Origin of the sequence: Streptomyces chryseus (assembly GCF_014650755.1) — a bacterium.
In the GTDB taxonomy this organism is placed as follows: domain Bacteria; phylum Actinomycetota; class Actinomycetes; order Streptomycetales; family Streptomycetaceae; genus Streptomyces; species Streptomyces chryseus.
In genome coordinates this window covers 278376-298959 of sequence record NZ_BMVO01000002.1, presented here as the reverse complement: position 1 = coordinate 298959, position 20584 = coordinate 278376, and the positions used below count along the sequence as shown (strand labels likewise).

Below are 20584 nucleotides of genomic sequence, written 5' to 3'. Positions count from 1 at the left end.
GGGGGCAGCAGTGGCGGATGACGGGTTCGACTTCTCACCGGGGGCGCAGGTCCCGCTCCAGGGCGCCGCGGGCCAGACGGCCGCGACGCAGGCCCTGGCCTCGGCGGCGTACCGCGACAGCCCGGTGACCGAGATCATCAAGGCCAACAGCGAATGGCACAAGTCCGAGGTGAAGAAGGGCAAGCTCTCCCTCCTCGAACCGAATCTGGGCGAGGCCTTCTCGCGCGCCGTCCAGGTGCGCATGCTCGGCGGGGCCCGCAAGGCGCTCATCCAGTCCTTCGGCACCGAGCCGCAGACCGTCGTCGAGCACTGCCTCGCCGCCACCCGCATCCGCAAGGAGCGGGACGCCAGGCTCACCGCCGTCATGGCGCTCTTCGGTCTGCTCTTCCTGCCCGGCCTGCTCATCTGGCTCGCCGTCTTCCAGTTGCGCCGCACGATCGCCGGCGCCCAGGGCAAGCGGGCCGGCGCGTTCGGCACCGCCGCCCTGGTCGCCGTGGGCGGCCTGCTGCTGATCCTCCTCGTCAAGCTGCCCCTCGACGGAGTCCTGGCGATCTATCTGCGGGCGATGCTCGTCGCCCCCGTCGTCGGCTGGGTGCTGGCCAAGCGGATCAGCGAGTCCACGGCCAAGGACATGCGGGCCCGCTGGGAGAGTCTGCTGGGGGGCGGCGGGGTGGGCGCGAAGATCCCCGAAGCCGTGCCCCGCGACCCCAACGAGTCCGCCGCCGAGCAGCTGCGCCAGTCGCTCGCGAAGCTCACCGCCGAGCAGTACAGCAATTCGGTCTTCTACGCGGGCCCCAAGGGGATACTGGGCATGGGCACCCGCTGGGGCAGCTGGCAGCTCGCCGAGGAACTCGTTCCCCGCGAGGCCGGCAAGGAGATCCACGGCTTCCGCAGCTGGGACGTCATCCGCGCCATCCACGACCAGCTGCGCATGCTGGAGCGCGGCCCGCTGCACACCGGCGGCTTCCCCAAGCCGTCCGTACGGCACTGGATCGTCGCCCCGATCGGCGAGAACGCGGGCGAGGTGGCCAGGCCCGACGGCCAGGACGTCGACGCGTTCCAGATCAAGGGCCACGAGATACAGCGGATCTGCAACGAGCAGCAGTTCGGCGCCGGGAACCGCCACTACCTGGGCGTGCAGTTCACCCTGTGGGACGGCCAACTCGTCATCACCATGCTGATCACGGTCACCGTGCTGCACGAGACGCTGCGCATCGAGGTCACCGGCCACGCGCTGGGTCCGGTCCACTCGCTCTTCACCACGAAGCCCGCGGCCAAGACGGTGACGGTCAGCAAGGCGGTCAAGTTCTGGGAGACGGTCGACAAGAACCTGCCGCTCGTCGACGCCAACGAGGTGGTCAGGCTGGCGGTCCGCGCCCCGTTCACCTGGTTCCCGCCGGTCCTCGACTACTTCGGCGGCAAGATCGTGCTCCCCGAGCCCTTCGGCCTGCGGCACGCCTGGGCCGAGAAGCCCTGGCGGCACCGCTTCATGGCCGACGACGCGATGCGCGCGGCCACGCCCGTACTGCGCGTGGTGCACGCGGCGGCGATCCGCGTGCTCGACGACCACGGCGTGGACACCGACCGCTTCACCAACCGGTCCCTGGTCCTCAGCGGCCTGGTCCAGGACGCGGCGCCGAGGAAGGCCGACGTGTACGACGCGTAGCTCCGCCGGGGGGCGGCCCGCTCAGAGCGCCTCGGGCCAGGCGTCGGCCAGCATGGTGCGGGTGTCCCCCAGCAGCTGCGGCAGGACCTTGGTGTGCCCGACGACCGGCATGAAGTTCGTGTCGCCGCCCCAGCGCGGCACCACGTGCTGGTGCAGGTGGGCGGCGATGCCCGCCCCGGCGACCGAGCCCTGGTTCATCCCGATGTTGAACCCCTGCGCGCCGGAAGCTGTGCGCAGCGCCGTCATCGCGCGCTTGGTGAAGGCACCGAGTTCGGCGGTCTCGGCCTCGTCGAGGTCCGTGTAGTCGGCGACGTGGCGGAACGGGACGACCATCAGGTGGCCGCCGTTGTACGGGTAGAGGTTCAGCACCGCGTACACGTGCTCGCCGCGCGCGATGACGAGCCCGTCCTCGTCGGACTTCGCCGGAATCGAGCAGAACGGGCAGCCGTCCTCGGCCCCCGGACCGGTCGGCTTGTTCTCCCCCTGGATGTACGCCATCCGGTGGGGCGTCCACAGGCGCTGGAACGCGTCCGGCGTCCCCACTCCGATCTGCTGCTCCGGCTCAATCGTCATGGAGTGCAGCATATGACGTGGTACCCGCCGAACGTGTCGCCGGGGCGAGGCCGGCCACCCGGCGGCCATGCTGGGGCGATGCACGACGATCACGACAGTCCGCTGGGGCGGTGGGAGGAGCGGACCGAGCTTCCGCTCTTCGCCGCGTCGCTCCTCTTCCTCGCCTCCTACGCGGTCCGCGTGCTGGCCCACGATCTTGCCCCGGCCTGGCGGGACGCGTGCCTGGCGGTGACCGTGGCCCTGTGGGTGCTGTTCGTCGCCGACTACGCGGTGCGCTGGCGGCTGTCGGGCCGGAGGCTGGGCTTCGTCCGCACGCACTGGCTGGACACCGTCGTGCTGGTGCTTCCGCTGCTGCGCCCGGTCCGCATGGTGCGGGTGTACGGGGCGGTGCAGCGCAGGCGGGACCGGCCCCGGCTGAGCCTGCACGCCCGGGTGATCACGTACGCGGGCCTGACGGCCGTGCTGCTGGGGTTCGCCGGCGCCCTGTCCGTCTACCACCAGGAGCACGCCGCGCCCGGCGCGTCGATCCGCACCTTCGGAGACGCCCTGTGGTGGACCTGCTCGACGCTGACGACGGTGGGGTACGGGGATGTGACGCCGGTGACCTGGGCCGGCCGGCTCATCGCGGTCGCCATGATGGGCGGCGGCATGGCGCTGCTGGGAGCGGTGACGGGCTCCTTCTCGGCCTGGCTGATCCAGACGTTCGCGCGGGAGGACGAGAACAGGCCCCCGGCGGGCTGACTGCCCCGCCGGGGGCCTGTTCTCACCGTTCACACGGGAGGGCCGCTCACACCTGGACGCGGCGCTCCACGACGTCGGCGATCTTCGCCAGCGCCTCCTCGCGGGGGATGCCGTTCTCCTGCGACCCGTCGCGGTAGCGGAAGGAGACGGTGCCCGCGTTCATGTCCTCGTCACCGACGATGATCATGAAGGGGACCTTCTGCTTCTGCTGGTTCCTGATCTTCTTCTGCATGCGGTCCGAGGAGGCGTCGACCTCGACCCGCAAGCCCTTCTTCTTCGCGTCGGCGGCGAACTCCTGGAGGTACGGGATGTGCGCGTCGCCGATCGGGATGCCGACCGCCTGCACGGGGGCGAGCCACGCCGGGAACGCGCCCGCGTAGTGCTCCAGGAGCACCGCGAAGAAACGCTCGATCGAGCCGAACAGGGCGCGGTGGATCATCACCGGGCGCTGCTTGCTGCCGTCGGGGCCGGTGTACTCCAGGTTGAAGCGCTCCGGCAGGTTGAAGTCGAGCTGCACGGTCGACATCTGCCAGGTGCGGCCGATGGCGTCCTTGCACTGGACGGAGATCTTCGGGCCGTAGAAGGCAGCGCCGCCCGGGTCCGGGACCAGCGGAAGCCCCTGCTTCTCGGCGACCTGGCGCAGGGTCTCGGTGGCCTCTTCCCAGATCTCGTCCGAGCCGACGAACTTCTCCGGGTCCTTGGTGGACAGCTCCAGGTAGAAGTCGGTCAGGCCGTAGTCGCGCAGCAGGCCGAGGACGAAGGTGAGCGTACGGTCGAGCTCCTCCGCCATCTGCTCCTTGGTGCAGTAGATGTGCGCGTCGTCCTGGGTGAAGCCGCGGGCGCGGGTCAGGCCGTGCACGACGCCGGACTTCTCGTACCGGTACACGGTCCCGAACTCGAACAGGCGCAGCGGCAGTTCACGGTAGGACCGGCCCCGCGCGTCGAAGATCAGGTTGTGCATCGGGCAGTTCATGGGCTTGAGGTAGTAGTCCGTGCCCTCGTCGAGCTGCATGGGCGGGTACATGCCGTCGGCGTACCAGTCCAGGTGGCCCGAGGTCTCGAAGAGCTTCCCCTTGGTGGCGTGCGGGGTGTAGACGAACTCGTACCCCTCCTCCTCGTGCCGGCGGCGCGAGTAGTCCTCCATGACACGGCGGATGATGCCGCCCTTGGGGTGGAAGACCGCGAGGCCGGAGCCGATCTGCTCGGGGATCGAGAAGAGGTCCAGCTCGCTGCCGAGTTTGCGGTGGTCGCGCTTCTCGGCCTCGGCGAGGAACTCCAGGTGCGCCTTCAGCTCGTCCTTCGACGGCCACGCGGTGCCGTAGATGCGCTGGAGCATCGGGTTCTTCTCGCTGCCGCGCCAGTAGGCGGCGGCGTTGCGCATCAGCTTGAACGCGGGGATGTTGCGGGTCGTGGGCAGGTGCGGACCCCGGCAGAGGTCCTTCCAGCACAGCTCACCGGTCTTGGCGTCCAGGTTGTCGTAGATGGTCAGCTCGCCGCCGCCCACCTCGACGTCCGCGCCGTCGTCACTCGACGCGGAGCCCTTGATGCCGATGAGCTCCAGCTTGTACGGCTCGTCCGCCAGCTCGTCGCGCGCGGCCTCGTCGGTGACGACGCGGCGCGAGAAGCGCTGCCCGCGCTTCTGGATCTCCTGCATCTTCTTCTCGACGGCCTTGAGATCCTCGGGGGTGAACGGCTTCTCGACGTCGAAGTCGTAGTAGAAGCCGTCCTTGACCGGCGGACCGATGCCGAGCTTCGCCTCGGGGAACAGCTCCTGGACGGCCTGCGCCATGACGTGCGCGGTCGAGTGGCGCAGGATGTTCAGGCCGTCCTCGGACGAGATCTCGACCGGCTCGATCTCCTCGCCGTCCGCGACGACGTACGCCAGGTCCTTCAGCTCGCCGGCGATGCGCGCGGCCACGACGGTGCGCTCGCCGGGGAAGAGCTCGGCCGCCGTAGTGCCCGTCGTCACCACGCGCTCTTCCCGCTCGGAATCGCGTTGGATGAACACACGGACGTCTGACACCGGTCTCTCCTGACTGAGGGGTCGCGCGTAAGTGCTTGCGCGCGTGGCTAGTAACTGTACCGAGCCGGGTGACCTCCTCGCGAAACGGTTAATCCCCGCCGCACGCCTCCTCGAAGAAGTCCAGGTTCTCGTGGAGCGACTTCATCAGCCGGTCCCGCTCCGCGTCGTCCACCTGCACGGGCACCACACTCCGCGCGCCGGTGAGCCGCCGGAAACCGCCCCGGCTCTCCAGCTGCCCGTGGACCCTGATCGGCAGCCCGACCAGGTGGGCGTGGCCCGCTGTCCGGTACGCCTCCTCGTCGAGCACCATCCGTACGTGCGGCACCTCCGCGCCCGCCAGGACGCGCAGCCGCACCGTGCCGGCCCCGCGCGGCCCCGAGCGCCGCATCCGGACGACGGCGCCGGTGATCCGTACCGCGACGGACGGCTCGTCGAGGGTGTAGCGCGCGGCCGCCGCCCTCAGCGCCGGCAGGTCGCCGGGCGAGAACTCGACCGCCTCGGGACGCACCGCGCAGCCCTCGGGCACTCCGGCGCCCGGCGACCACTCCAGCCCGATCCGCGCGCCCTCCGAGCCGTGCACCAGCGCGATCACCGCGTCCGTCAGCTCGCGGCTCACCCCCGCCTCGACAGCGGAGTCGAAGGCGTCCATGCCGCCCGTCGCCCGCTGGTAGTCGACGGCTTCGCGCGCGGCGTGCAGGGCGTGGTGCAGCCGTACGACCGCCGCGCGTCCCGCCTCCACCGGTACGAACGCGGCGAGCGCCCGCCCGCCGGGCACCGGTCCCACCAGCACGCCCTCCAGCGACGCCTGCGCCTGCCGCCGGTGCCGCGCCCCGTAGTACCCGGCGCGCCCCCGCGCGGCGAGCGCCGCCGCGAGCAGCATCCGGCGCGCGGCCGAGCGCAGTTGTTCCTGCGCCGTCCACGAGGCGGCTCCGGACGGGCTTTCCGGTACGTCGCGCCACCACCTGATCTCGTCGCTCGGGACGGCGAGCGAGACCAGCACCTCGCGGGCGGAGGGCGCGGCGCAGCGGGCGAGCGCGGTCAGCGCCTCGCCGAGCAGGTCGTCGCTGTCGGGAAACGCCCTGCTCTCCGGTACGAGCAGGCTGGTGGCGCCACCGGAAGGCCCCGGCGCGGTCCAGCGCGCGTAGCGCCCCGCCGCTCCTCCGCGCCGCCGCCAGCCGTGCCGGGCGAGGAGCACGCCGAGCACGGCGGGGTCGACCTGCGCGGGATCGGGCCCCGCGCAGGCGTCCCAGACGCCGGGCCCCGCGGCGAAGCCGCCGTCGGGCTCCGGGCTCGGGTGGGGTCGTACGGGCTCGTCGTTCGGCCGGTGCTGCATCAGGGTCTCCCTCCCACCCCGACCCGGGTCATGATCTCGCAGAGCGCACGGTCGTCGAATATCCGTGAGGTCGGGATCCGCACAGTGGTCCTGCGCCTGCCCGTCACCGGGTGTCCGGCCAGGTTGGTCCAGTAGCAGCAGTGCCGCAGGTCGAGCCGGTCGTGGCCGGCGCGCAGCCAGTCCTCCTGGGTCCGCGGCACGAGCATCACGACCAGGATCTTGTGCACCGACACCGGGCTGCGGGCGAGCTTCTCCAGGTGCGCGTTGTCGAGCGTGAAGGAGAAGGCGCCCCCGGCCGGGTGCGGCGGGATCTGGTAGGTGCACTTGAGCTGCACCTTGATGGTGACTTCGTCGTCGACCGTGTGCTCGGGAGCGCTGTGGCTCACGTGCCAGTCGATGCCGTTGTCCGGAAACGGCTGTGAGAGAGAGCATCCCGCGGCCGCCGCGACCGCGTGCAGATAGCCCACCTGAAGAGTCTCCATGCAGGCGGTGGTGGCGAGTCCGCCGCGCAGCGGTGCGATCCGCTCGGGCAGCAGCCCGCCCGGTTCGGGCTGCGTGAGCGCCATGGCTGACGGTGCCTTCCGGGCTGTTGCCGATCTTTCCCCGCGACGGTCCGTCAACCGCCCGTGCCGTCACCTGTGTTGTCTCCGCTCCGCCTGCCCCGCAAACGGCGTACCGGGCAAACGTCCCGGGTATCACCGGTTCGGGCAGGGGACGCACGCCATCTGCCATAGGAGTCAGAGGAGTTCGACATGACGTGCTGGTACGAAGGACCCCTCGCCGCGTTCGACACCGAGACGACGGGGGTGGATGTCGAGGAGGACCGCATCGTCTCCGCCGCGCTCGTCGTGCAGGACGCGCCGGGCGGGCGGGTGCGGGTGACGCGCTGGCTGGTGAATCCGGGAATCCCGGTGCCGGCCGAAGCGGCCGCGATCCACGGCCTGACGGACGATCACCTCCAGCGCAACGGCCGCTGGCCCGCCCCCGTCATGGAGGAGATAGCCAGGTGCCTCACCGAGCAGAGCATCGCCCGCCGGCCGCTGGTCGTGATGAACGCACCGTTCGATCTGACGCTGCTGGACCGTGAGCTGCGGCGCCACCGCGCTTCGTCGCTTTCGCGGTATCTGGAGAGCCGCCCGCTGTGCGTGCTGGACCCGCGCGTACTGGACAAGCATCTGGACCGCTACCGCAAGGGCCGCCGTACGCTCACCGACCTGTGCGCGCAGTACGAGGTGGAACTGGACGGGGCGCACGACGCGGCCGCCGACGCGACGGCCTCGCTGGAGGTCGTACGCGCGCTGGGCCGCCGTTTCGCCACGCGTCTCGAACGGCTCTCCCCCGCCGAGCTGCACTCCCTCCAGGCGGTGTGGCACGCGGCGCAGGCACGCGGGCTGCAGGCGTGGTTCGCGCGCAACGGGTCGGAGGAGGCGGTGAATCCGGCGTGGCCGCTGCGCCCCGAGATCCCGGCGGCCGCGGCCTGAGCGGCCGGGCGCAGGGGAACACGCACGGTGCGGGGGCACGAAAAAGCCGGTCCGTCTGGGACGGACCGGCCTTTCCCGGGGTGGGCGATACTGGTTTCGAACCAGTGACCTCTTCGGTGTGAACGAAGCGCTCTCCCACTGAGCTAATCGCCCGGGAACGGACTGAACCATACAACCCCTCGCGGGTTCGGTTCAAACCGCGAGGGCTGCCGCCAGCGCACGCCGCCCGCCGCGCATCATCAGCGCGTGGTTGGCGATGAGAAGGGGACGCCCGGGTACGGCGAGCCGGCGCACCAGTGTCTTGCGGACCTCGACCTCCTGCTCGTACACGGCGCGCGTCCCGTCCGCGCCGCGCGGCCGCACCGTCCAGCGGGCCCAGCCGTCCATGTCGCCGCTGATGGCCACCTCCAGCACGCCGGCTTCGGGTGCGCGCCGCTTCTCCCGCACGGCGACGACCAGTTCGTACGGCAGGAAGGAACGCACGCGGACGACGCCGGTGTTCTCGTCGAGACGGGTGACGGCCCGCACCTGCGGCCACCAGCGGGGGTACGCGTCGACCTGTTCCAGGGCGGTGTAGACCGCGCCGGGCGGGGCGGGCAGGTCCCACACGCTGCGGAAGCGGTAATGGCTCCAGTTCATGCCCGCAGTCTGCCCGCGTCGCGTACTCACGCACCGATCTGAGTACGCGAACCCATGTCCCGGGGTGTGGCGGCCACCACACTCGTCGGCATGGAGAACGCGCCACCGCCCGCCGAGGAACTGGTGATCCTCGACCGCGAACTGGGACACCTCGAAGCCCGTCGCGCCCAACTGCTGGCTCGCCGGGCCTGGCTGCTCGGCGTCATGCGGCAGGCCGCCGTCGCCGCCCCGTACCCGCCGAGCCCCCCGCACCCCTTCGCGCCGCCCGCGCCGAAGGACGCCTCGCCGCGCGGCGCGCAGAACGTGCTGCTCACGCTCGGCGGCGTCCTGCTGACGATCGCCGCCGTCGCCTTCACCCTGGTCAGCTGGGGCCACCTGGGCATCGGCGGCCGCTCGGCGGTGCTGGCCGCCGTCACGGCGCTGGCGCTGGCGGCGCCCGCCGTGCTGCTGCGCCGGGGGCTCGTGTCGACGGCCGAGTCGGTGGCCGCGCTCGGCCTCGCGCTCACGGTGCTCGACGTGTACGCCCTGCACCGCGTTGCGGCGCCGGACACGGACGCGCTGGCGTACGCCGCGGGCGGATCGGCGGCGCTGGCGGTGCTCTGGGCGGCGTACGGTCTGGGCCTGGGCCGACTGCGCCTGCCGCTGCCCGCGGCGGTGATCACCGCTCAGTTCCCCTTCCTGCTCTGGGCGCTGGCCGCCGACGCCGGTCCGCTCACGCTCACTTGGGCGTTGCTGGCGACGGCCGCGCTCGACGTGGCCGTGGCGCTGTGGGGCAGCGGCCGGGGGGTCCGTCCCCTGGCGTGCGCCCTGGCCTGGCCGGCGGGAGCGGGGACGCTGCTGAGCGCCGGCGCGCTGTCGGTGGCGGCGGGCGGCTTCGGCGAAGCGGTGCGTCCGGGCGTACTGCTGCTGGCCGTCGCGGCCCTGGCGGTGTTCGCCGCCTGGCGGACGCCGGCGCCGCGCGGCGGCGTGGCACCGGACACCGTGCCCGGCACCCACGCCCCCGCACCGGACACGGCCGCCACCTGGTCGCCGCACGCGGTCGCCGCCTCCGCCGTCGCCGCCCTGGCCGTACTGGCCGCCGTCGGCGGCGTGCTTCGGCCCCTCGTGCCGGGCGCGTGGGCGGTACTCGTGTACGTGCTGTGCGCCGTGGCGATGCTGGCCGCCGTACGGCCGGGCCTGCCGCGCCCCATGGTCCTGGGTGCGGCCGGTTCGTCCGGCGCCGTGCTGGCGCTGGGCGCGCTGTGGGCGCTGCCGCCGGTCGCGGTCGCCGTCCTGGGGCCCGTCCGCTGGGCGGAGCACGTCTGGTCGGGCGCCCCCGCCGGTATCCGCGAGGCGCTGTCCCCCCAGACGTCCTGGCCCTGGCCCTCCGCCGCCCCGGTGGTCCTGCTCACCGTGGCCGCCGTCCTCGCGGCGGCGCGCCGCCGGACCTCCCCGGGCCCCGCCTGGCGCGACCCGGCGGCGTGCGGCGCCCTCGCCCTGACCTGGGCGGCGGCGTACAGCGTCCCGGCGGCCCTCGACCTCGGCCACCCGGTGGCCCTGGCCCTCTACGTGCTCCTGGCCGCCGCGCCCCTGGCCCTCGCGGTACGCCCCACCGCCGCCGGTGCGGGACTCGCGACCGGCGGGCCGTTCGCGCTCACCGCGTTCGGCTGCGCCCTCGCGGCGGCGGTCTCCGTCTCGCTGCTGTCGCTGGCCGCGCAGCTCCCGACCTTCGCCGTGCTCGGCGTGCTGCTGGGGCTCTTCGCGACGGCCGCCGCGCTCGGCGGCGGGCCCGTCGTCCCGGCCGCCTCCGCCCCCGCGGCCGTCGCGCTGGCGACCGGGCTGAGCGGTGCCGGCGCCGCCTCGCTGGAGCTGCCGGCGCACCGGGCCGCGTTGCTGGTCCTCGCCGTACCGGCGCTCGCCGCCGTACTCGCCGCCCGGGTCCGCGGGCACGTCACGGCCCTGCCCCTGGAGGTGTCGGGCGCCGCGGCGGCGCTGGTCGCGATCGCGCTCGCGACGGGCGACGCGCCCACGCTCGCGCTGGTCCTGGCCCTGTGCGGGGTGATCGCCGCCGGCACGGCCGTACGGGCCGACCGGCGCCCGGTCGGGTACGCGGCAGCCGTGCTCCTCGTGCTGGCCACCTGGGTCCGCCTCGGCGCCTCGGACGTGGCCACGCCCGAGGCGTACACGCTGCCCGTGACCGTGCCGGCTCTGGTGATCGGGGTGCTGAGGCGGCGGCGCGACCCCCGGGCCTCGTCCTGGACGGCGTACGGCCCCGGTCTCGCCGCGACCCTCCTGCCGAGCGTGCTCGCGGCCTGGGGCGACGGACACTGGCTGCGCCCGTTGCTGCTGGGAGCGGCGGCCCTGGCGGTGACCCTCACGGGCGCCCGGCACCGGCTCCAGGCGCTGCTGGTGCTCGGCTCCACCGCCCTCGCCCTGGTCGCGTTGCACGAGCTGGCGCCGTACGTCGTCCAGGTGGTCGGCGCACTCCCCCGCTGGCTGCCGCCGGCCCTCGCCGGTCTGCTGCTGCTGGCCGTCGGGGCGACGTACGAGCAGCGGCTGCGCGACGCGCGCCGGCTGCGCGACACCCTGGGGCGGATGCGGTGAACGACGAAGGCCCGGAAGACTTTCGTCTTCCGGGCCTTCGGTCCGGGTGGGCGATACTGGGTTCGAACCAGTGACCTCTTCGGTGTGAACGAAGCGCTCTCCCACTGAGCTAATCGCCCCGGCGCTCCGCACACATTACCCCATGTCAGCGGGTCCCCCGAACCGTTTCCCGGTCACTCCTCGATGTGCCACGGCATCGCCATGCCGAAGTTCCAGACGTAGACCGCGACCAGTACGGCGATGATCACCAGGCCCACGGTCGTCAGGATCATGTTGCGTCGCCGGACCCTGGGGTCGAGCGCCTTCTGCGCCGCCTCGGTGACCTTCCGCTTCGTCCAGCGCAGGACCAGCTGCGCCCACACGAACTCGGTGGCCCAGATCGCCATGCCGCCGAAGATCACCAGCCAGCCGGGTCCCGGCAGGGGCAGCATGACCACGCCCGCCGCCACGACCGCCAGACCGATGACGAAAACCCCGACCTGCCAGCTCAGATGCAGGGTGCGGTAGCGCTTGACGACCTGCGGCGCCCGCGACCCGAGCTCCCGCTCGCCCCCGGTCGCGCCCTCCTCGGCGGGCTCTGCGGCCGCCGGGCCGACGGCTTCTTCCCGCTCGTTACTCTCCGCGTTCATGAGGCCCAACCTACCGGACGTGATCGCGTGGCCGGAATGGTCGTACTGCCTCAAGTGTCACTCCGCCGTACGAGGTACCTGAAGCGCCGCAAAAAGGTCAGAGGGGTTTACAACGACACCGTAGGTGGCATGTCGATTTCGCCGACGTGCGAATCCCCGAGCGCACACTGAGCGAAAGGCCCTGGCGCTTATGAACACCACGGTCAGCTGCGAGCTGCACCTGCGCCTCGTAGTGTCGAGCGAGTCATCACTGCCTGTACCCGCGGGCCTGCGGTATGACACGGCCGATCCCTACGCCGTGCATGCCACCTTCCACACCGGAGCCGAGGAAACCGTCGAGTGGGTGTTCGCCCGCGATCTCCTCGCCGAGGGCCTGCACCGGCCCACCGGTACCGGAGACGTCAGAGTCTGGCCGTCCCGCAGCCACGGCCAGGGTGTCGTCTGCATCGCACTGAGCTCCCCGGAAGGAGAAGCCTTGCTCGAAGCCCCGGCGCGGGCCCTGGAATCGTTCCTGAAGCGGACGGACGCCGCGGTTCCACCGGGCACCGAGCATCGCCACTTCGATCTCGACACCGAACTCTCACACATCCTGGCGGAGAACTGAGCCAGGCCGAGAGCCACCCAGCGCCGTCCGACTCGGGGCGACGGCGAGGGGCGGACAACTGCATACGGCAGACACCGGCGCCGTCTCCGCGCGTTCCACCGCGGGGACGGCGCCGGTGCGCTTCACGCACGAGCCGCTAAAGTCGTCCGGCATCCGCGGGCGCCCGCCCGCGGCAGGCCAGGGAGCGAATCGTGCTGATCCCCCACGACACCCGGCGCGCCCTCGACGTCGTCGTCGATCTGCTGAACACGGCACCGGAGAGCGACCAGGGCGACCGGCTCGCCGACATCGAGGCGCTGTACGGCTTTGTGCGGCTCCACCACGTCAGCGACGTGGGAACGCTCACCGCCGCGGACCTCAGGGCCGTACGGGACGTGCGAGGGCGCTTCGCGCAGGTGTTCGCGGCGCCCGATCCCCGTACCCGCGCGGAGCTGATCAACCAGCTCGTGGCGGCCGCCGGCACCACGCCCCGGCTGACCGACCACGACGGCTTCGACTGGCACGTGCACTACTTCGCGCCCGGCGCGTCGGTCGCCGACCATCTCGCGGCGGACTGCGGGATGGCGCTGGCGTTCATCGTGGTCTCGGGCGAGCAGGAACGGCTGCGCCGCTGCGAGGCCCCGGACTGCCGGCGCGCGTTCGTCGACCTGTCGCGCAACCGGTCCCGCCGCTACTGCGACAGCCGCACCTGCGGCAACCGGCTGCACGTGGCGGCGTACCGGGCGCGGCGCAAGGAAGCCGCCGGCTGACGTGCCGCGCGGCGGGGACCGCCCAGCGGGGCCGTGGCCTCACAGCAGGAAGAGGTCGTGCATCGCGGCCATCAGCAACAGGAAGCCGATCACCCCGAGGAAGATCATCAGGGGTGGCTGGGAAAGCGCGAACAGGCAGCCGCGCGGTTCTTCGGTGGGTGCGGGGGCTTCGCCCCGGGATGTGTCCAGCATCTCGGGCCGATGATGACGCAGGCCGACCACCCCCCACGACCAACACGCCCACCTGCGCCAGCAGTTCGCCGGATCTTGGCGATACGCGATCTTCCGCTGATCACTTCGGCATCCGAGTTGCCAGCTTTCGCTTCGGAAGCCGCACCGTCCTCGGCCGCGCCGCCGCGCGCCCGGACGCCGGGCCCGCCGGTGCCGGACCCGCCGCGACGCCGTGCCCGCTCAGATGCCGTGCTTCTTCAGGATCGCCTCGATGTCACTGAAGTCGTCGCCCTGCGCCTTCGCCCCGGACCGCGGCTGCCGCTGCGGCGCGGCCGCCGGGGCCCCGGCGCCGAGCGACGGCGCGGCCGCCCCCGGAGCGACGGCCTCGCGTCCCGCCGCACGCGCGGCCCTGCGCTCCCTGCGGGTGCCGCCGCCGCGGCGCTCCACCGCCCTGGTCGTCATGAAAAGCACCCAGGACAGGGCGAGCACTCCGAATCCTGCCCAGACCTGCGGCTTGAGGGCGATGCCCGAAACCCACTCGACCACACCGGTCATCACCAGCCCGACCGGCACGAGCGCGTACGCGGCGATGCGCGTCGCGGCCAGGAATCGCTTGCGGTACGCGGTGATCGCGGCGATGCCCAGACCGGCCGCGGACACCGCGGAACAGATGGTCTCTGCCAGCATCCGGTCCTCCAGCCCCAGGGTGTACGTTCCCCTCCATCCTGCACCGGACCGCGCCGGCCGGGCCACGCCCCCTGCGGACCTCAGGGAGATCTCGGGGGCGCGCTCCTCCCCAGGTCCCGGTTGGGGCGCGGGGTACGGGGCTGGAAGACTGGCCCCATGACCGACTCCTCCTCCGCCCGCCCCGTCGTCCTCGACGTCTGGTGCGAGCTCCAGTGCCCCGACTGCCACGCCGCCCTGGACGACGTGCGCGCCCTGCGTGAGCGCTACGGCGACCGGCTCGACGTACGCCTGCGCCACTTCCCCCTCGAGAAGCACAAGCACGCCTACGCCGCCGCGCAGGCCGCCGAGGAGGCCGTCGACCAGGGCAAGGGCTGGCCGTACGTGGAGGCCGTGCTCGCGCGCAACGAGGAGCTGACGGCCAAGGGCGAGCCCCTGCTGCTCGAGGTCGCGGCCGGACTGGGCCTGGACGCCGAGGAGTTCGACACCGCCCTGATCGACGGCAGGCACCTGCTGATCGTCGACGCCGACCAGGCCGAGGGCAAGGCCATCGGCGTCACGGGCACGCCGACGTACGTGATCGACGGCGAGCGGCTGGACGGCGGCAAGAGCCAGGAAGGGCTGCGCGCGCGCATCGAGGAGATCGTCGACCGGCTGCTCGCCTGACCGCACGCGGGCCCGCGACGCCGTCTCAGAGGAGCTGCTTGAAGAGGTGGTACGACACCGGCTCGTAGCCCAGGGACTCGTACAGCCGCAGGGCCGGGGTGTTGTCCGTGTAGACGTTGAGTCCCACGCGCTCCAGTCCGGCCGCCAGGGTTTCCCGCTCCGCGAGCAGCAGCAGCGCCCGCCCGAGCCCCTGGCCCCGGTACTCCCCGGGCACCTCGACATCGAAGACGTACGACCCGCTCTGCCCGGGGTGCGGGTGGCGCAGCGCCAGCCAGAGCGTGCCCACCACCGCGCCGTCGCGGACCAGGACGCCCAGGTACGTGTCCGGGGTGGCGGCCCCGTCGGCGAGGGCGGTCGCGTGGTCCGCCTCGGACTTGGCCCGCGCCGCCTCCTCGGACCAGCCGCGCGCGGTCAGGGTCCGGACGTACCCGGCCTTGGTGTGGACGAGCCAGGTCGAGAACTCGCCCTCCGTCATCGGCCTTCCCACGACGCCCGGGGGCAGGCCGGGCGGCTGTGCGGGCAGTGCCTTGGTCATGACGCGGCGGCGTTCCGTGTAGCCGAGGGCCGCCGCCATGCGCCGCGCGGCCGACGCCTGCGCGGGGACGGAGATCTCCACCTGGCGGCAGCCCCAGCCCCGCAGCACCTCCTCGGCGGCGAGCGCGGCGACCGTCGCCCTGCCGCGGCGCCGGTCGGGCTCGTCGATGCGCAGTGCGGCGATCCGGCCGACGGGGCCCATGCCGCCGGCCCGGGGGTCCGCGGACAGCTCGACGGAGCCGACCGGGCGGCTGTTCACGCACACGTCGTACGTGCGTGACTTCGCGCCGTCGACGCCCTGCTGAAGCGGCGCTGTCGGCCGCAGAGTCGTGGTCATCAGGGGAGTTCTACCCGCCGGACGGCCGTCCGTCATCCCCGCGGGGCGGACACCCTGGCCGGGCGGCCTACGGGTCCAGGTCGGACGCGGCCCGCTCGTCGAAGACCCGCATCGCCTTGGCCGTCACCGGGCCCGGCGCGCCGGGCAGTTGACGGCCGTCGACCCGGTGCACCGCCTGCACGTCGCGCAGCGTGGACGTCAGGAAGACCTCGTCGGCCCGCTCCAGGACGTCCATCGGCAGATCGGCCTCCTCGGCGCCCGTCCACTCGGCGGCCAGGGCGCGCGTGATCCCGGCCAGGCAGCCGGAGGAGACCGGCGGGGTCAGCAGCCGGCCTTCGACTACGACGAAGACGTTCGAGCCGGTGCCCTCGCAGAGTCGCCCGACGGTGTTCGCGAACAGCGCCTCCGACGCGCCCCGTTCGTGGGCGCGGGCGAGGGCGACGACGTTCTCCGCGTACGACGTGGTCTTCAGGCCGGTGAGCGCGCCGCGCTCGTTGCGCGTCCAGGGGACGGTGATCACGGCGGTGCTGTCGGGCCGGCGGGCCGCCTCCCCCACCGCGACGATCAGGGTGGGGCCGGTGTCGCCGCGCTCGGAGCCGAGCGGTGACAGGCCCCCGGTGTACGTGATCCGCAGCCGGCCGAGCGCCATGGGGTTGGCCTCCAGCACGGCGGCGCAGGCCCGGCGCACCTCGTCGAGGTCGGGCTCGGGCAGCCCGAGACCGCGCGCCGAGCGGGCCAGCCGGTCCAGGTGGCGGGTGAGGGCGAAGGTCCGCCCGGCGGTCGCCTTCACCGTCTCGAAGATGCCGTCGCCCACGGTCAGTCCGTGATCGAGTACGGACACCCTGGCGGTCGCCGCATCCCGCAGCCCGCCGTCGACCCAGAGTTTCATGACGCGGTCCTTCCCGTCTCCCGGTAAGTGCCCGACGCTACCGCGAGCAGCCGGGATGCCTTGAGTTCGGTCTCCGCCCACTCGCGCTCGGGGTCGGAGCCCCAGGTGATGCCCGCGCCCGTACCGAACCGCAGGACGGGGCCGCCGGGGAGGGCGCGGTCGATCCAGAAGGTGCGTATGCCGACGGCCAGCTCGCCGGTGCCGCGGTCGGCGTCGACCCAGCCGATGCCTCCGCAGTACGGACCGCGCGGCGCGGTCTCCAGCGCCTCGATGATCGCCAGGGCGCTCGACTTGGGGGCGCCGGTGACCGAACCCGGCGGGAACGTCGCCCCGAGCAGTTCGGCCCATCCGGCGCGGGGCGCGAGCGCGGCGCGCACGGTGGAGACCAGGTGGACGAGGCCGGGGTGGGGTTCGACCACGCACAGCTCCGGCACGGTCACGGAGCCGGCCACGGCGACCCGTCCGAGGTCGTTGCGCACCAGGTCGACGATCATCACGTTCTCGGCGTGGTCCTTCTCCAGGAGATCGCCGGCCGTGCGCCCGGTGCCCTTGATGGGCCCCGACTCGACGGTCCGCCCGTCGCGCCGCAGGTAGAGCTCGGGGGAAGCGGTGGCTATCTCGACGCCGTGCGCGGGCAGCCGGATCGTTCCCGCGTACGGCGCCGGGTTGCCCCGCGCGAGCAGGGCGGTGAGCGCGTCCACGTCGGCCCGCGCACCGGCCCGGTCGGGCAGCGGTGCGGTCAGGACGCGGCACAGGTTGGCCTGGTAGACGTCGCCGGCGGCGATGTGCTCACGGATGCGGCGCACCCCCGCCGTGTACGCGGCGCGGTCCATCGACGACGTCCAGTCACCGGCCGAGGGCCCGTGCCAGGCGCCGGGCACCGGGGCGGGGACCGGCTCGGTGCGTACGTCGCCGAAGCGGGCACACACGAGACCGCCCTCGAAGTCCGCGGTGACGGCCCAGAAGCCGGCGGAGTCGAGTGCGGCGGGATCGCTGGTCACATCGCGCAGATCGGAGGCGACAAGGCCGCCGAAGCGGGCCAAAGGGGGAAGGTCGTGCACGGCCCCGAGTCTAGAGCGGACCGCGATGACCTGCGCCGGGGCGGAGGCAGCGCAGCACGCTGCACAAACGCGTTTTTGTACTGGCCCCGGAATCCGCTAGAGTTCAACACGTCGCCGGGACAGGGAAACGCCCCGGCAAGACAAGCGGACGTGGCTCAGTTGGTAGAGCATCACCTTGCCAAGGTGAGGGTCGCGAGTTCGAATCTCGTCGTCCGCTCGGTGTGGGGGATCTTCCCGAACCCCTGTCATTCACTCCTGGTGGAGTGGCCGAGAGGCGAGGCAACGGCCTGCAAAGCCGTCTACACGGGTTCAAATCCCGTCTCCACCTCCAAGGACGATTAGCTCAGCGGGAGAGCGCTTCCCTGACACGGAAGAGGTCACTGGTTCAATCCCAGTATCGTCCACTGGATCGCCCGAAACGGGTGTCCGTCCCGCGCGATTAGCTCAGCGGGAGAGCGCTTCCCTGACACGGAAGAGGTCACTGGTTCAATCCCAGTATCGCGCACGCAGTCAGCAGGACCGCAGGATCAACTGAATGAACCCGCGCGATTAGCTCAGCGGGAGAGCGCTTCCCTGACACGGAAGAGGTCACTGGTTCAATCCCAGTATCGCGCACCACCAGCAAGCAGCCCCCGGCCGGGACATCGGCCGGGGGCTGCTTCGTGTGCCGGTCCGGTCAGGACGAGAAGAGCATCCGGCCGAAGCCCTTCTGGCGGTGTCCGCCGTGGTGGCCTCCCTGGTGCCCGCCGTGGTGGCCGTGCTGCGGGGCGCCCCAGGCGGGCGCGGGCGCGGGGGGGTAGGCCTGCGGGGCCGCCGGCGGGGGCGGGGCCTGCTGGGTCCACTGCGATTCGAGGCGGGTCAGGGACTCCAGCTCGCCGTAGTCGAGAAATATCCCGCGGCAGCCACTGCACTGCTCGATCTGGACACCGTTGCGGTTGTACGTGTGCATCGCCGCATGACATTTGGGGCACTGCATGATCGGGTCAACTCCTCGCCGTCGGTTCGGCATCGCCGGAATGCATGCCCGGCGACGGTCCGTTCACCCTACGACGGGGCTTCGCACTCCAACTCGGGCGGGAGCGAGGCGATACGGGCGCAGGCGTCGACGACCAGCTCCTCCACTTCGTCCAGCGGCCGTTCGCCGACGGCGGACTTGGCGAGGGCGAGGGCCGCGGTCTGGACGGTCAGGGCGCGGGCGGGCACGTCGAGTTGGGGCCAGGGATCGCCACCGGAGGGTACGGCCGTACCGCCCGCCGCCCGGTACGCGCCGAGGAAGCGGTTCCAGACGTCCGGGGCGAGCAGCCCCGCTGCGTACCAGGCGGCGGGGCGGGCCAGGTCCCAGGCGGGGTCGCCTGCGCCCAGGTCGTCCACGTCGATCAGCAGCCAGCGGTCCTCGCGCGGGGCGCCGGACGGGGCGCGGACCAGTTGTCCGAGGTGGAGGTCTCCGTGGCACAGGGCCGTCCGGGCGGGCGGGGGCGGGGCCTCGTCGCGGGCCCAAGCGGGCAGCCCGGCCCAGGCGCGGAGCACGGCGGTGGCCGCGCCGGCGGTGTGCGGGCCCGACGCCCGCATCCGCGCGACGGCTCGGGCCGCCTTCGCGGGGCCGCGCATGGGCGGCAGGGGCGCGGGGAGTTGGAGCGCGCCCGGGGCGGTCGCGTGCAGCCGGGCCAGGAGCGTCGCGGCCTCCTCCCAGGGGGCGGCGTCGGGGTCATCGGGGTCGACGGGCGTTCCGTACGGCCACAGGGAGACGGGCCGGCCGTGCAGCTCCGCCGTGAAACCCTGCGGCCCGGTCGCGCGGGCGGCGCTCCTCGGCGCCGGCGGTACGGGAAGGGGCGGGAGGAGGATGCCGGCCAGCAGGGGATGGGCGGCTGTCGCGATACGGGCGGTGAGGGCGGCGGCATCGGTACCGGGGGCGTGCGACTTCGCGACGACGGCGCCGTGGCGCACGACCGTGCCGTCGGGCCGGTCGGCGAGCACGTCGGGGCGGGGGCACGCGCAGGGCGGGGCGGGCGGGGGCGTCGGCGCGGGGGCGGAGGGCGGTGCGGCGGCGTGGGGCGCGGCGGCGTGCGCGACGGCGCTCAGCGCCTGCGCGACGGATACGGTCACGGGCTCCCCCGGGGCTGCGGTGCGGTGTCGCGGTGCGCGCGGTGTGGTGCGGCGCGGTGTCGCGGGGCGCGCGGTGTGGTCGGGTGCGCCGCGGCGTGGCGTTGCGGTGCTCGTGGGTGCGGTGCGGTGCGGGCGGAGTGGTGTGGTGCTGTGCGGTGTAGTGCGCGTCGTGCCGACCGGGAGCCTACGTGCCGTGCTGGGTCTCTTCCCCACCGCGTCTCCCGACCGAACGGAGACAGGCCCCGAACACCGGCACAGCGCGGCGCGGAGCCTGCGTCCCGGCGGGAAAAAGGCGTTGCCCGGACAGCTCCCCAGCTGTCCGGGCAAACGCAGCCGTCCGCCGCACCCCCGTCCCCACGGGGTAGTGAAATGGCCGGATGTCCTGGCCCGGTCCGCTCTACCGGGGCCGTGGGCGCCGCTCAGCGCCCGAGCATCACGCCCACGGACGACGCCTGGGTGACCACTGCTTCCCAGCCTCCGAAGAGGACGACCAGCAGTGCCGCGAGGGGAAGGACCATGGCCGTCGCCACCAGGGGGTGGCGGGTGCCCGAAGGGCGGGTGCCGAACGCGGCGGATGCCCTGCGTCCGTGCGTACGGATCATCGTGCGTGATGCCGTGTCCGCCATGGTCCCTCTCCTGTCGTTTTGGCAGCGGCGGGTGTCTGACCTCGGGGGACGAGTGCTTCACCCGCCGCTTGACCTCAACATTAGGGGCGCGGGGGGACGGGGGCGTCATGCCCGCGTACTGATTGCCGGGCCTCCCGGAGGATGAGCGACCACCCCGCGACGTACTCCCCAGGGTGGAGAGGCGGCCCCGCCTCTTGGGGTCTTCCCGGAGGGGGCGCTCCCCGCCCCGCGCGCGCTCGCGGTGTCAGGACTGCTCGGAGGCGTCCTCCCTGGGGACCGGCTGTTCGACCAGGGCGAGCACCCTGGTCGCCATGAACCGCGCCGTGCGTACCACGGAGCCGCTGCGGGTGACTTCGCTCACTTCCACCACTCCCCTGCGGACCGCTGTCTCCACCCGCCGGCCTGCCCGGCTGGCCACCACTTCGTACGTACGGGTCGTGTCTCCCGCGTCCACCACTATCTCCACGCGATCGCCCTTCATTGATCCAATCC

General features: G+C 72.8%; 22 protein-coding genes and 7 tRNA genes. 12 read left to right on the top strand and 17 right to left on the bottom strand.

Features of this window, described 5'->3' with window-relative positions:
* The first annotated feature begins 10 nt into the window (after positions 1-10).
* The gene (locus tag IE185_RS06040; RefSeq protein WP_138897709.1) at positions 11-1666 is read left to right on the top strand and encodes an AbeC-like domain-containing protein; all 1656 of its coding nucleotides are present in this window, start codon (positions 11-13) and stop codon (positions 1664-1666) included.
* Positions 1667-1687: 21 nt separating this feature from the next.
* Here the strand turns inward: IE185_RS06040 and IE185_RS06035 are convergent, their stop codons facing one another.
* Positions 1688-2251: an HIT family protein gene (locus IE185_RS06035; RefSeq protein WP_138897707.1), complete on the bottom strand. Its 564-nt coding sequence runs from the start codon at positions 2249-2251 to the stop codon at positions 1688-1690.
* A 66-nt stretch (positions 2252-2317) separates the two neighbouring features.
* Here IE185_RS06035 and IE185_RS06030 point away from each other — a divergent pair, with 66 nt between their 5' ends.
* A complete protein-coding gene (locus IE185_RS06030; RefSeq protein ID WP_229843363.1) occupies positions 2318-2980 on the top strand; it encodes a potassium channel family protein in 663 nt (220 codons plus the stop codon).
* Between the two features lie 46 nt (positions 2981-3026).
* Here IE185_RS06030 and thrS read toward each other — a convergent pair whose 3' ends face one another.
* The 3 genes from thrS to IE185_RS06015 form a co-directional block, all read right to left on the bottom strand.
* Positions 3027-5003, bottom strand: a complete 1977-nt coding sequence (gene thrS, locus IE185_RS06025; RefSeq protein ID WP_138897705.1) for a threonine--tRNA ligase — start codon at positions 5001-5003, stop codon at positions 3027-3029.
* Between the two features lie 88 nt (positions 5004-5091).
* Positions 5092-6336: a hypothetical protein gene (locus IE185_RS06020; protein WP_138897704.1), complete on the bottom strand. Its 1245-nt coding sequence runs from the start codon at positions 6334-6336 to the stop codon at positions 5092-5094.
* Positions 6336-6902, bottom strand: a complete 567-nt coding sequence (locus tag IE185_RS06015; protein WP_189714766.1) for a DUF4365 domain-containing protein — start codon at positions 6900-6902, stop codon at positions 6336-6338. Before IE185_RS06015 ends, IE185_RS06020 begins: the two co-directional genes overlap by 1 nt.
* Positions 6903-7088: 186 nt before the next feature.
* Between IE185_RS06015 and IE185_RS06010 the strand changes: the two genes are divergently transcribed.
* Positions 7089-7817, top strand: a complete 729-nt coding sequence (locus IE185_RS06010; RefSeq protein ID WP_138908632.1) for a 3'-5' exonuclease — start codon at positions 7089-7091, stop codon at positions 7815-7817.
* 81 nt (positions 7818-7898) lie between these two features.
* On the opposite strand, the gene IE185_RS06005 is transcribed toward IE185_RS06010, so the two are convergent.
* Positions 7899-7970: transfer RNA gene (locus IE185_RS06005), tRNA-Val, on the bottom strand.
* Between the two features lie 39 nt (positions 7971-8009).
* Entirely contained in the window at positions 8010-8456 is a 447-nt protein-coding gene (locus IE185_RS06000; RefSeq protein ID WP_189714764.1) for an SRPBCC family protein, read from the bottom strand.
* 90 nt (positions 8457-8546) lie between these two features.
* Between IE185_RS06000 and IE185_RS05995 the strand changes: the two genes are divergently transcribed.
* Positions 8547-11039, top strand: a complete 2493-nt coding sequence (locus IE185_RS05995; protein WP_189714762.1) for an SCO7613 C-terminal domain-containing membrane protein — start codon at positions 8547-8549, stop codon at positions 11037-11039.
* 47 nt (positions 11040-11086) lie between these two features.
* On the opposite strand, the gene IE185_RS05990 is transcribed toward IE185_RS05995, so the two are convergent.
* Positions 11087-11158, bottom strand: a tRNA-Val gene (locus IE185_RS05990).
* 54 nt (positions 11159-11212) lie between these two features.
* Positions 11213-11668 carry a TIGR02611 family protein gene (locus tag IE185_RS05985; RefSeq protein WP_138897142.1) on the bottom strand — a complete coding sequence of 152 codons (456 nt, stop codon included), beginning with the start codon at positions 11666-11668 and terminating at the stop codon, positions 11213-11215.
* 190 nt (positions 11669-11858) lie between these two features.
* Between IE185_RS05985 and IE185_RS05980 the strand changes: the two genes are divergently transcribed.
* Positions 11859-12272: an SsgA family sporulation/cell division regulator gene (locus IE185_RS05980; protein WP_003987206.1), complete on the top strand. Its 414-nt coding sequence runs from the start codon at positions 11859-11861 to the stop codon at positions 12270-12272.
* Positions 12273-12463: 191 nt separating this feature from the next.
* Positions 12464-13021 carry a CGNR zinc finger domain-containing protein gene (locus tag IE185_RS05975; RefSeq protein ID WP_138897141.1) on the top strand — a complete coding sequence of 186 codons (558 nt, stop codon included), beginning with the start codon at positions 12464-12466 and terminating at the stop codon, positions 13019-13021.
* A 39-nt stretch (positions 13022-13060) separates the two neighbouring features.
* On the opposite strand, the gene IE185_RS05970 is transcribed toward IE185_RS05975, so the two are convergent.
* Both IE185_RS05970 and IE185_RS05965 read right to left on the bottom strand, forming a co-directional pair.
* On the bottom strand, positions 13061-13213 hold the full coding sequence (locus IE185_RS05970) for a hypothetical protein (RefSeq protein WP_167368049.1): 153 nt from the start codon (positions 13211-13213) through the stop codon (positions 13061-13063).
* A gap of 219 nt (positions 13214-13432) precedes the next feature.
* On the bottom strand, positions 13433-13879 hold the full coding sequence (locus IE185_RS05965) for a hypothetical protein (protein WP_138897140.1): 447 nt from the start codon (positions 13877-13879) through the stop codon (positions 13433-13435).
* 156 nt (positions 13880-14035) lie between these two features.
* Here IE185_RS05965 and IE185_RS05960 point away from each other — a divergent pair, with 156 nt between their 5' ends.
* Positions 14036-14542, top strand: coding sequence for a DsbA family protein (locus IE185_RS05960; protein WP_138897139.1), 507 nt, complete (start codon positions 14036-14038; stop codon positions 14540-14542).
* A 25-nt stretch (positions 14543-14567) separates the two neighbouring features.
* Here the strand turns inward: IE185_RS05960 and IE185_RS05955 are convergent, their stop codons facing one another.
* From IE185_RS05955 to IE185_RS05945, 3 genes are all read right to left on the bottom strand, one after another.
* On the bottom strand, positions 14568-15413 hold the full coding sequence (locus IE185_RS05955; RefSeq protein WP_138897138.1) for a GNAT family N-acetyltransferase: 846 nt from the start codon (positions 15411-15413) through the stop codon (positions 14568-14570).
* Positions 15414-15480: 67 nt separating this feature from the next.
* Positions 15481-16302, bottom strand: a complete 822-nt coding sequence (locus IE185_RS05950; protein ID WP_138897137.1) for an aminotransferase class IV — start codon at positions 16300-16302, stop codon at positions 15481-15483.
* Complete coding sequence (locus IE185_RS05945; protein WP_138897136.1) at positions 16299-17363, bottom strand: chorismate-binding protein; 1065 nt, start codon at positions 17361-17363, stop codon at positions 16299-16301. Before IE185_RS05945 ends, IE185_RS05950 begins: the two co-directional genes overlap by 4 nt.
* Positions 17364-17507: 144 nt before the next feature.
* Here IE185_RS05945 and IE185_RS05940 point away from each other — a divergent pair.
* The 5 genes from IE185_RS05940 to IE185_RS05920 all read left to right on the top strand — a co-directional run bounded on the left by IE185_RS05940 (position 17508) and on the right by IE185_RS05920 (position 17981).
* Positions 17508-17580: transfer RNA gene (locus IE185_RS05940), tRNA-Gly, on the top strand.
* 40 nt (positions 17581-17620) lie between these two features.
* Positions 17621-17694 (top strand) — tRNA-Cys (locus IE185_RS05935).
* 1 nt (position 17695) lies between these two features.
* A tRNA-Val gene (locus IE185_RS05930) sits at positions 17696-17767 on the top strand.
* A gap of 29 nt (positions 17768-17796) precedes the next feature.
* Positions 17797-17868: transfer RNA gene (locus IE185_RS05925), tRNA-Val, on the top strand.
* Positions 17869-17906: 38 nt separating this feature from the next.
* Positions 17907-17981 (top strand) — tRNA-Val (locus tag IE185_RS05920).
* 58 nt (positions 17982-18039) lie between these two features.
* Here IE185_RS05920 and IE185_RS05915 read toward each other — a convergent pair.
* From IE185_RS05915 to IE185_RS05900, 4 genes are all read right to left on the bottom strand, one after another.
* On the bottom strand, positions 18040-18339 hold the full coding sequence (locus tag IE185_RS05915; protein ID WP_189714761.1) for a TFIIB-type zinc ribbon-containing protein: 300 nt from the start codon (positions 18337-18339) through the stop codon (positions 18040-18042).
* A gap of 68 nt (positions 18340-18407) precedes the next feature.
* Positions 18408-19466 carry a phosphotransferase gene (locus IE185_RS05910; protein WP_189714759.1) on the bottom strand — a complete coding sequence of 353 codons (1059 nt, stop codon included), beginning with the start codon at positions 19464-19466 and terminating at the stop codon, positions 18408-18410.
* 419 nt (positions 19467-19885) lie between these two features.
* On the bottom strand, positions 19886-20092 hold the full coding sequence (locus IE185_RS05905) for a hypothetical protein (protein ID WP_138899764.1): 207 nt from the start codon (positions 20090-20092) through the stop codon (positions 19886-19888).
* A 244-nt stretch (positions 20093-20336) separates the two neighbouring features.
* The gene (locus IE185_RS05900; protein WP_138898723.1) at positions 20337-20573 is read right to left on the bottom strand and encodes a DUF8836 family protein; all 237 of its coding nucleotides are present in this window, start codon (positions 20571-20573) and stop codon (positions 20337-20339) included.
* Positions 20574-20584: the final 11 nt, after the last annotated feature.

Coding starts and splice junctions, on each gene's coding strand:
- IE185_RS05965 (WP_138897140.1), bottom strand. CDS start 13,879: ATGCTGGCAGAGACCATCTGTTCCGCGGTGTCCGCGGCCGGTCTGGGC.
- IE185_RS05905 (WP_138899764.1), bottom strand. CDS start 20,092: ATGGCGGACACGGCATCACGCACGATGATCCGTACGCACGGACGCAGG.
- IE185_RS06000 (WP_189714764.1), bottom strand. CDS start 8,456: ATGAACTGGAGCCATTACCGCTTCCGCAGCGTGTGGGACCTGCCCGCC.
- IE185_RS06030 (WP_229843363.1), top strand. CDS start 2,318: ATGCACGACGATCACGACAGTCCGCTGGGGCGGTGGGAGGAGCGGACC.
- IE185_RS05900 (WP_138898723.1), bottom strand. CDS start 20,573: ATGAAGGGCGATCGCGTGGAGATAGTGGTGGACGCGGGAGACACGACC.
- IE185_RS05955 (WP_138897138.1), bottom strand. CDS start 15,413: ATGACCACGACTCTGCGGCCGACAGCGCCGCTTCAGCAGGGCGTCGAC.
- IE185_RS05915 (WP_189714761.1), bottom strand. CDS start 18,339: ATGCAGTGCCCCAAATGTCATGCGGCGATGCACACGTACAACCGCAAC.
- IE185_RS05970 (WP_167368049.1), bottom strand. CDS start 13,213: ATGCTGGACACATCCCGGGGCGAAGCCCCCGCACCCACCGAAGAACCG.
- IE185_RS06015 (WP_189714766.1), bottom strand. CDS start 6,902: ATGGCGCTCACGCAGCCCGAACCGGGCGGGCTGCTGCCCGAGCGGATC.
- IE185_RS05980 (WP_003987206.1), top strand. CDS start 11,859: ATGAACACCACGGTCAGCTGCGAGCTGCACCTGCGCCTCGTAGTGTCG.
- IE185_RS05995 (WP_189714762.1), top strand. CDS start 8,547: ATGGAGAACGCGCCACCGCCCGCCGAGGAACTGGTGATCCTCGACCGC.
- IE185_RS05985 (WP_138897142.1), bottom strand. CDS start 11,668: ATGAACGCGGAGAGTAACGAGCGGGAAGAAGCCGTCGGCCCGGCGGCC.
- IE185_RS06010 (WP_138908632.1), top strand. CDS start 7,089: ATGACGTGCTGGTACGAAGGACCCCTCGCCGCGTTCGACACCGAGACG.
- IE185_RS05950 (WP_138897137.1), bottom strand. CDS start 16,302: ATGAAACTCTGGGTCGACGGCGGGCTGCGGGATGCGGCGACCGCCAGG.
- IE185_RS06035 (WP_138897707.1), bottom strand. CDS start 2,251: ATGCTGCACTCCATGACGATTGAGCCGGAGCAGCAGATCGGAGTGGGG.
- IE185_RS06020 (WP_138897704.1), bottom strand. CDS start 6,336: ATGCAGCACCGGCCGAACGACGAGCCCGTACGACCCCACCCGAGCCCG.
- IE185_RS05960 (WP_138897139.1), top strand. CDS start 14,036: ATGACCGACTCCTCCTCCGCCCGCCCCGTCGTCCTCGACGTCTGGTGC.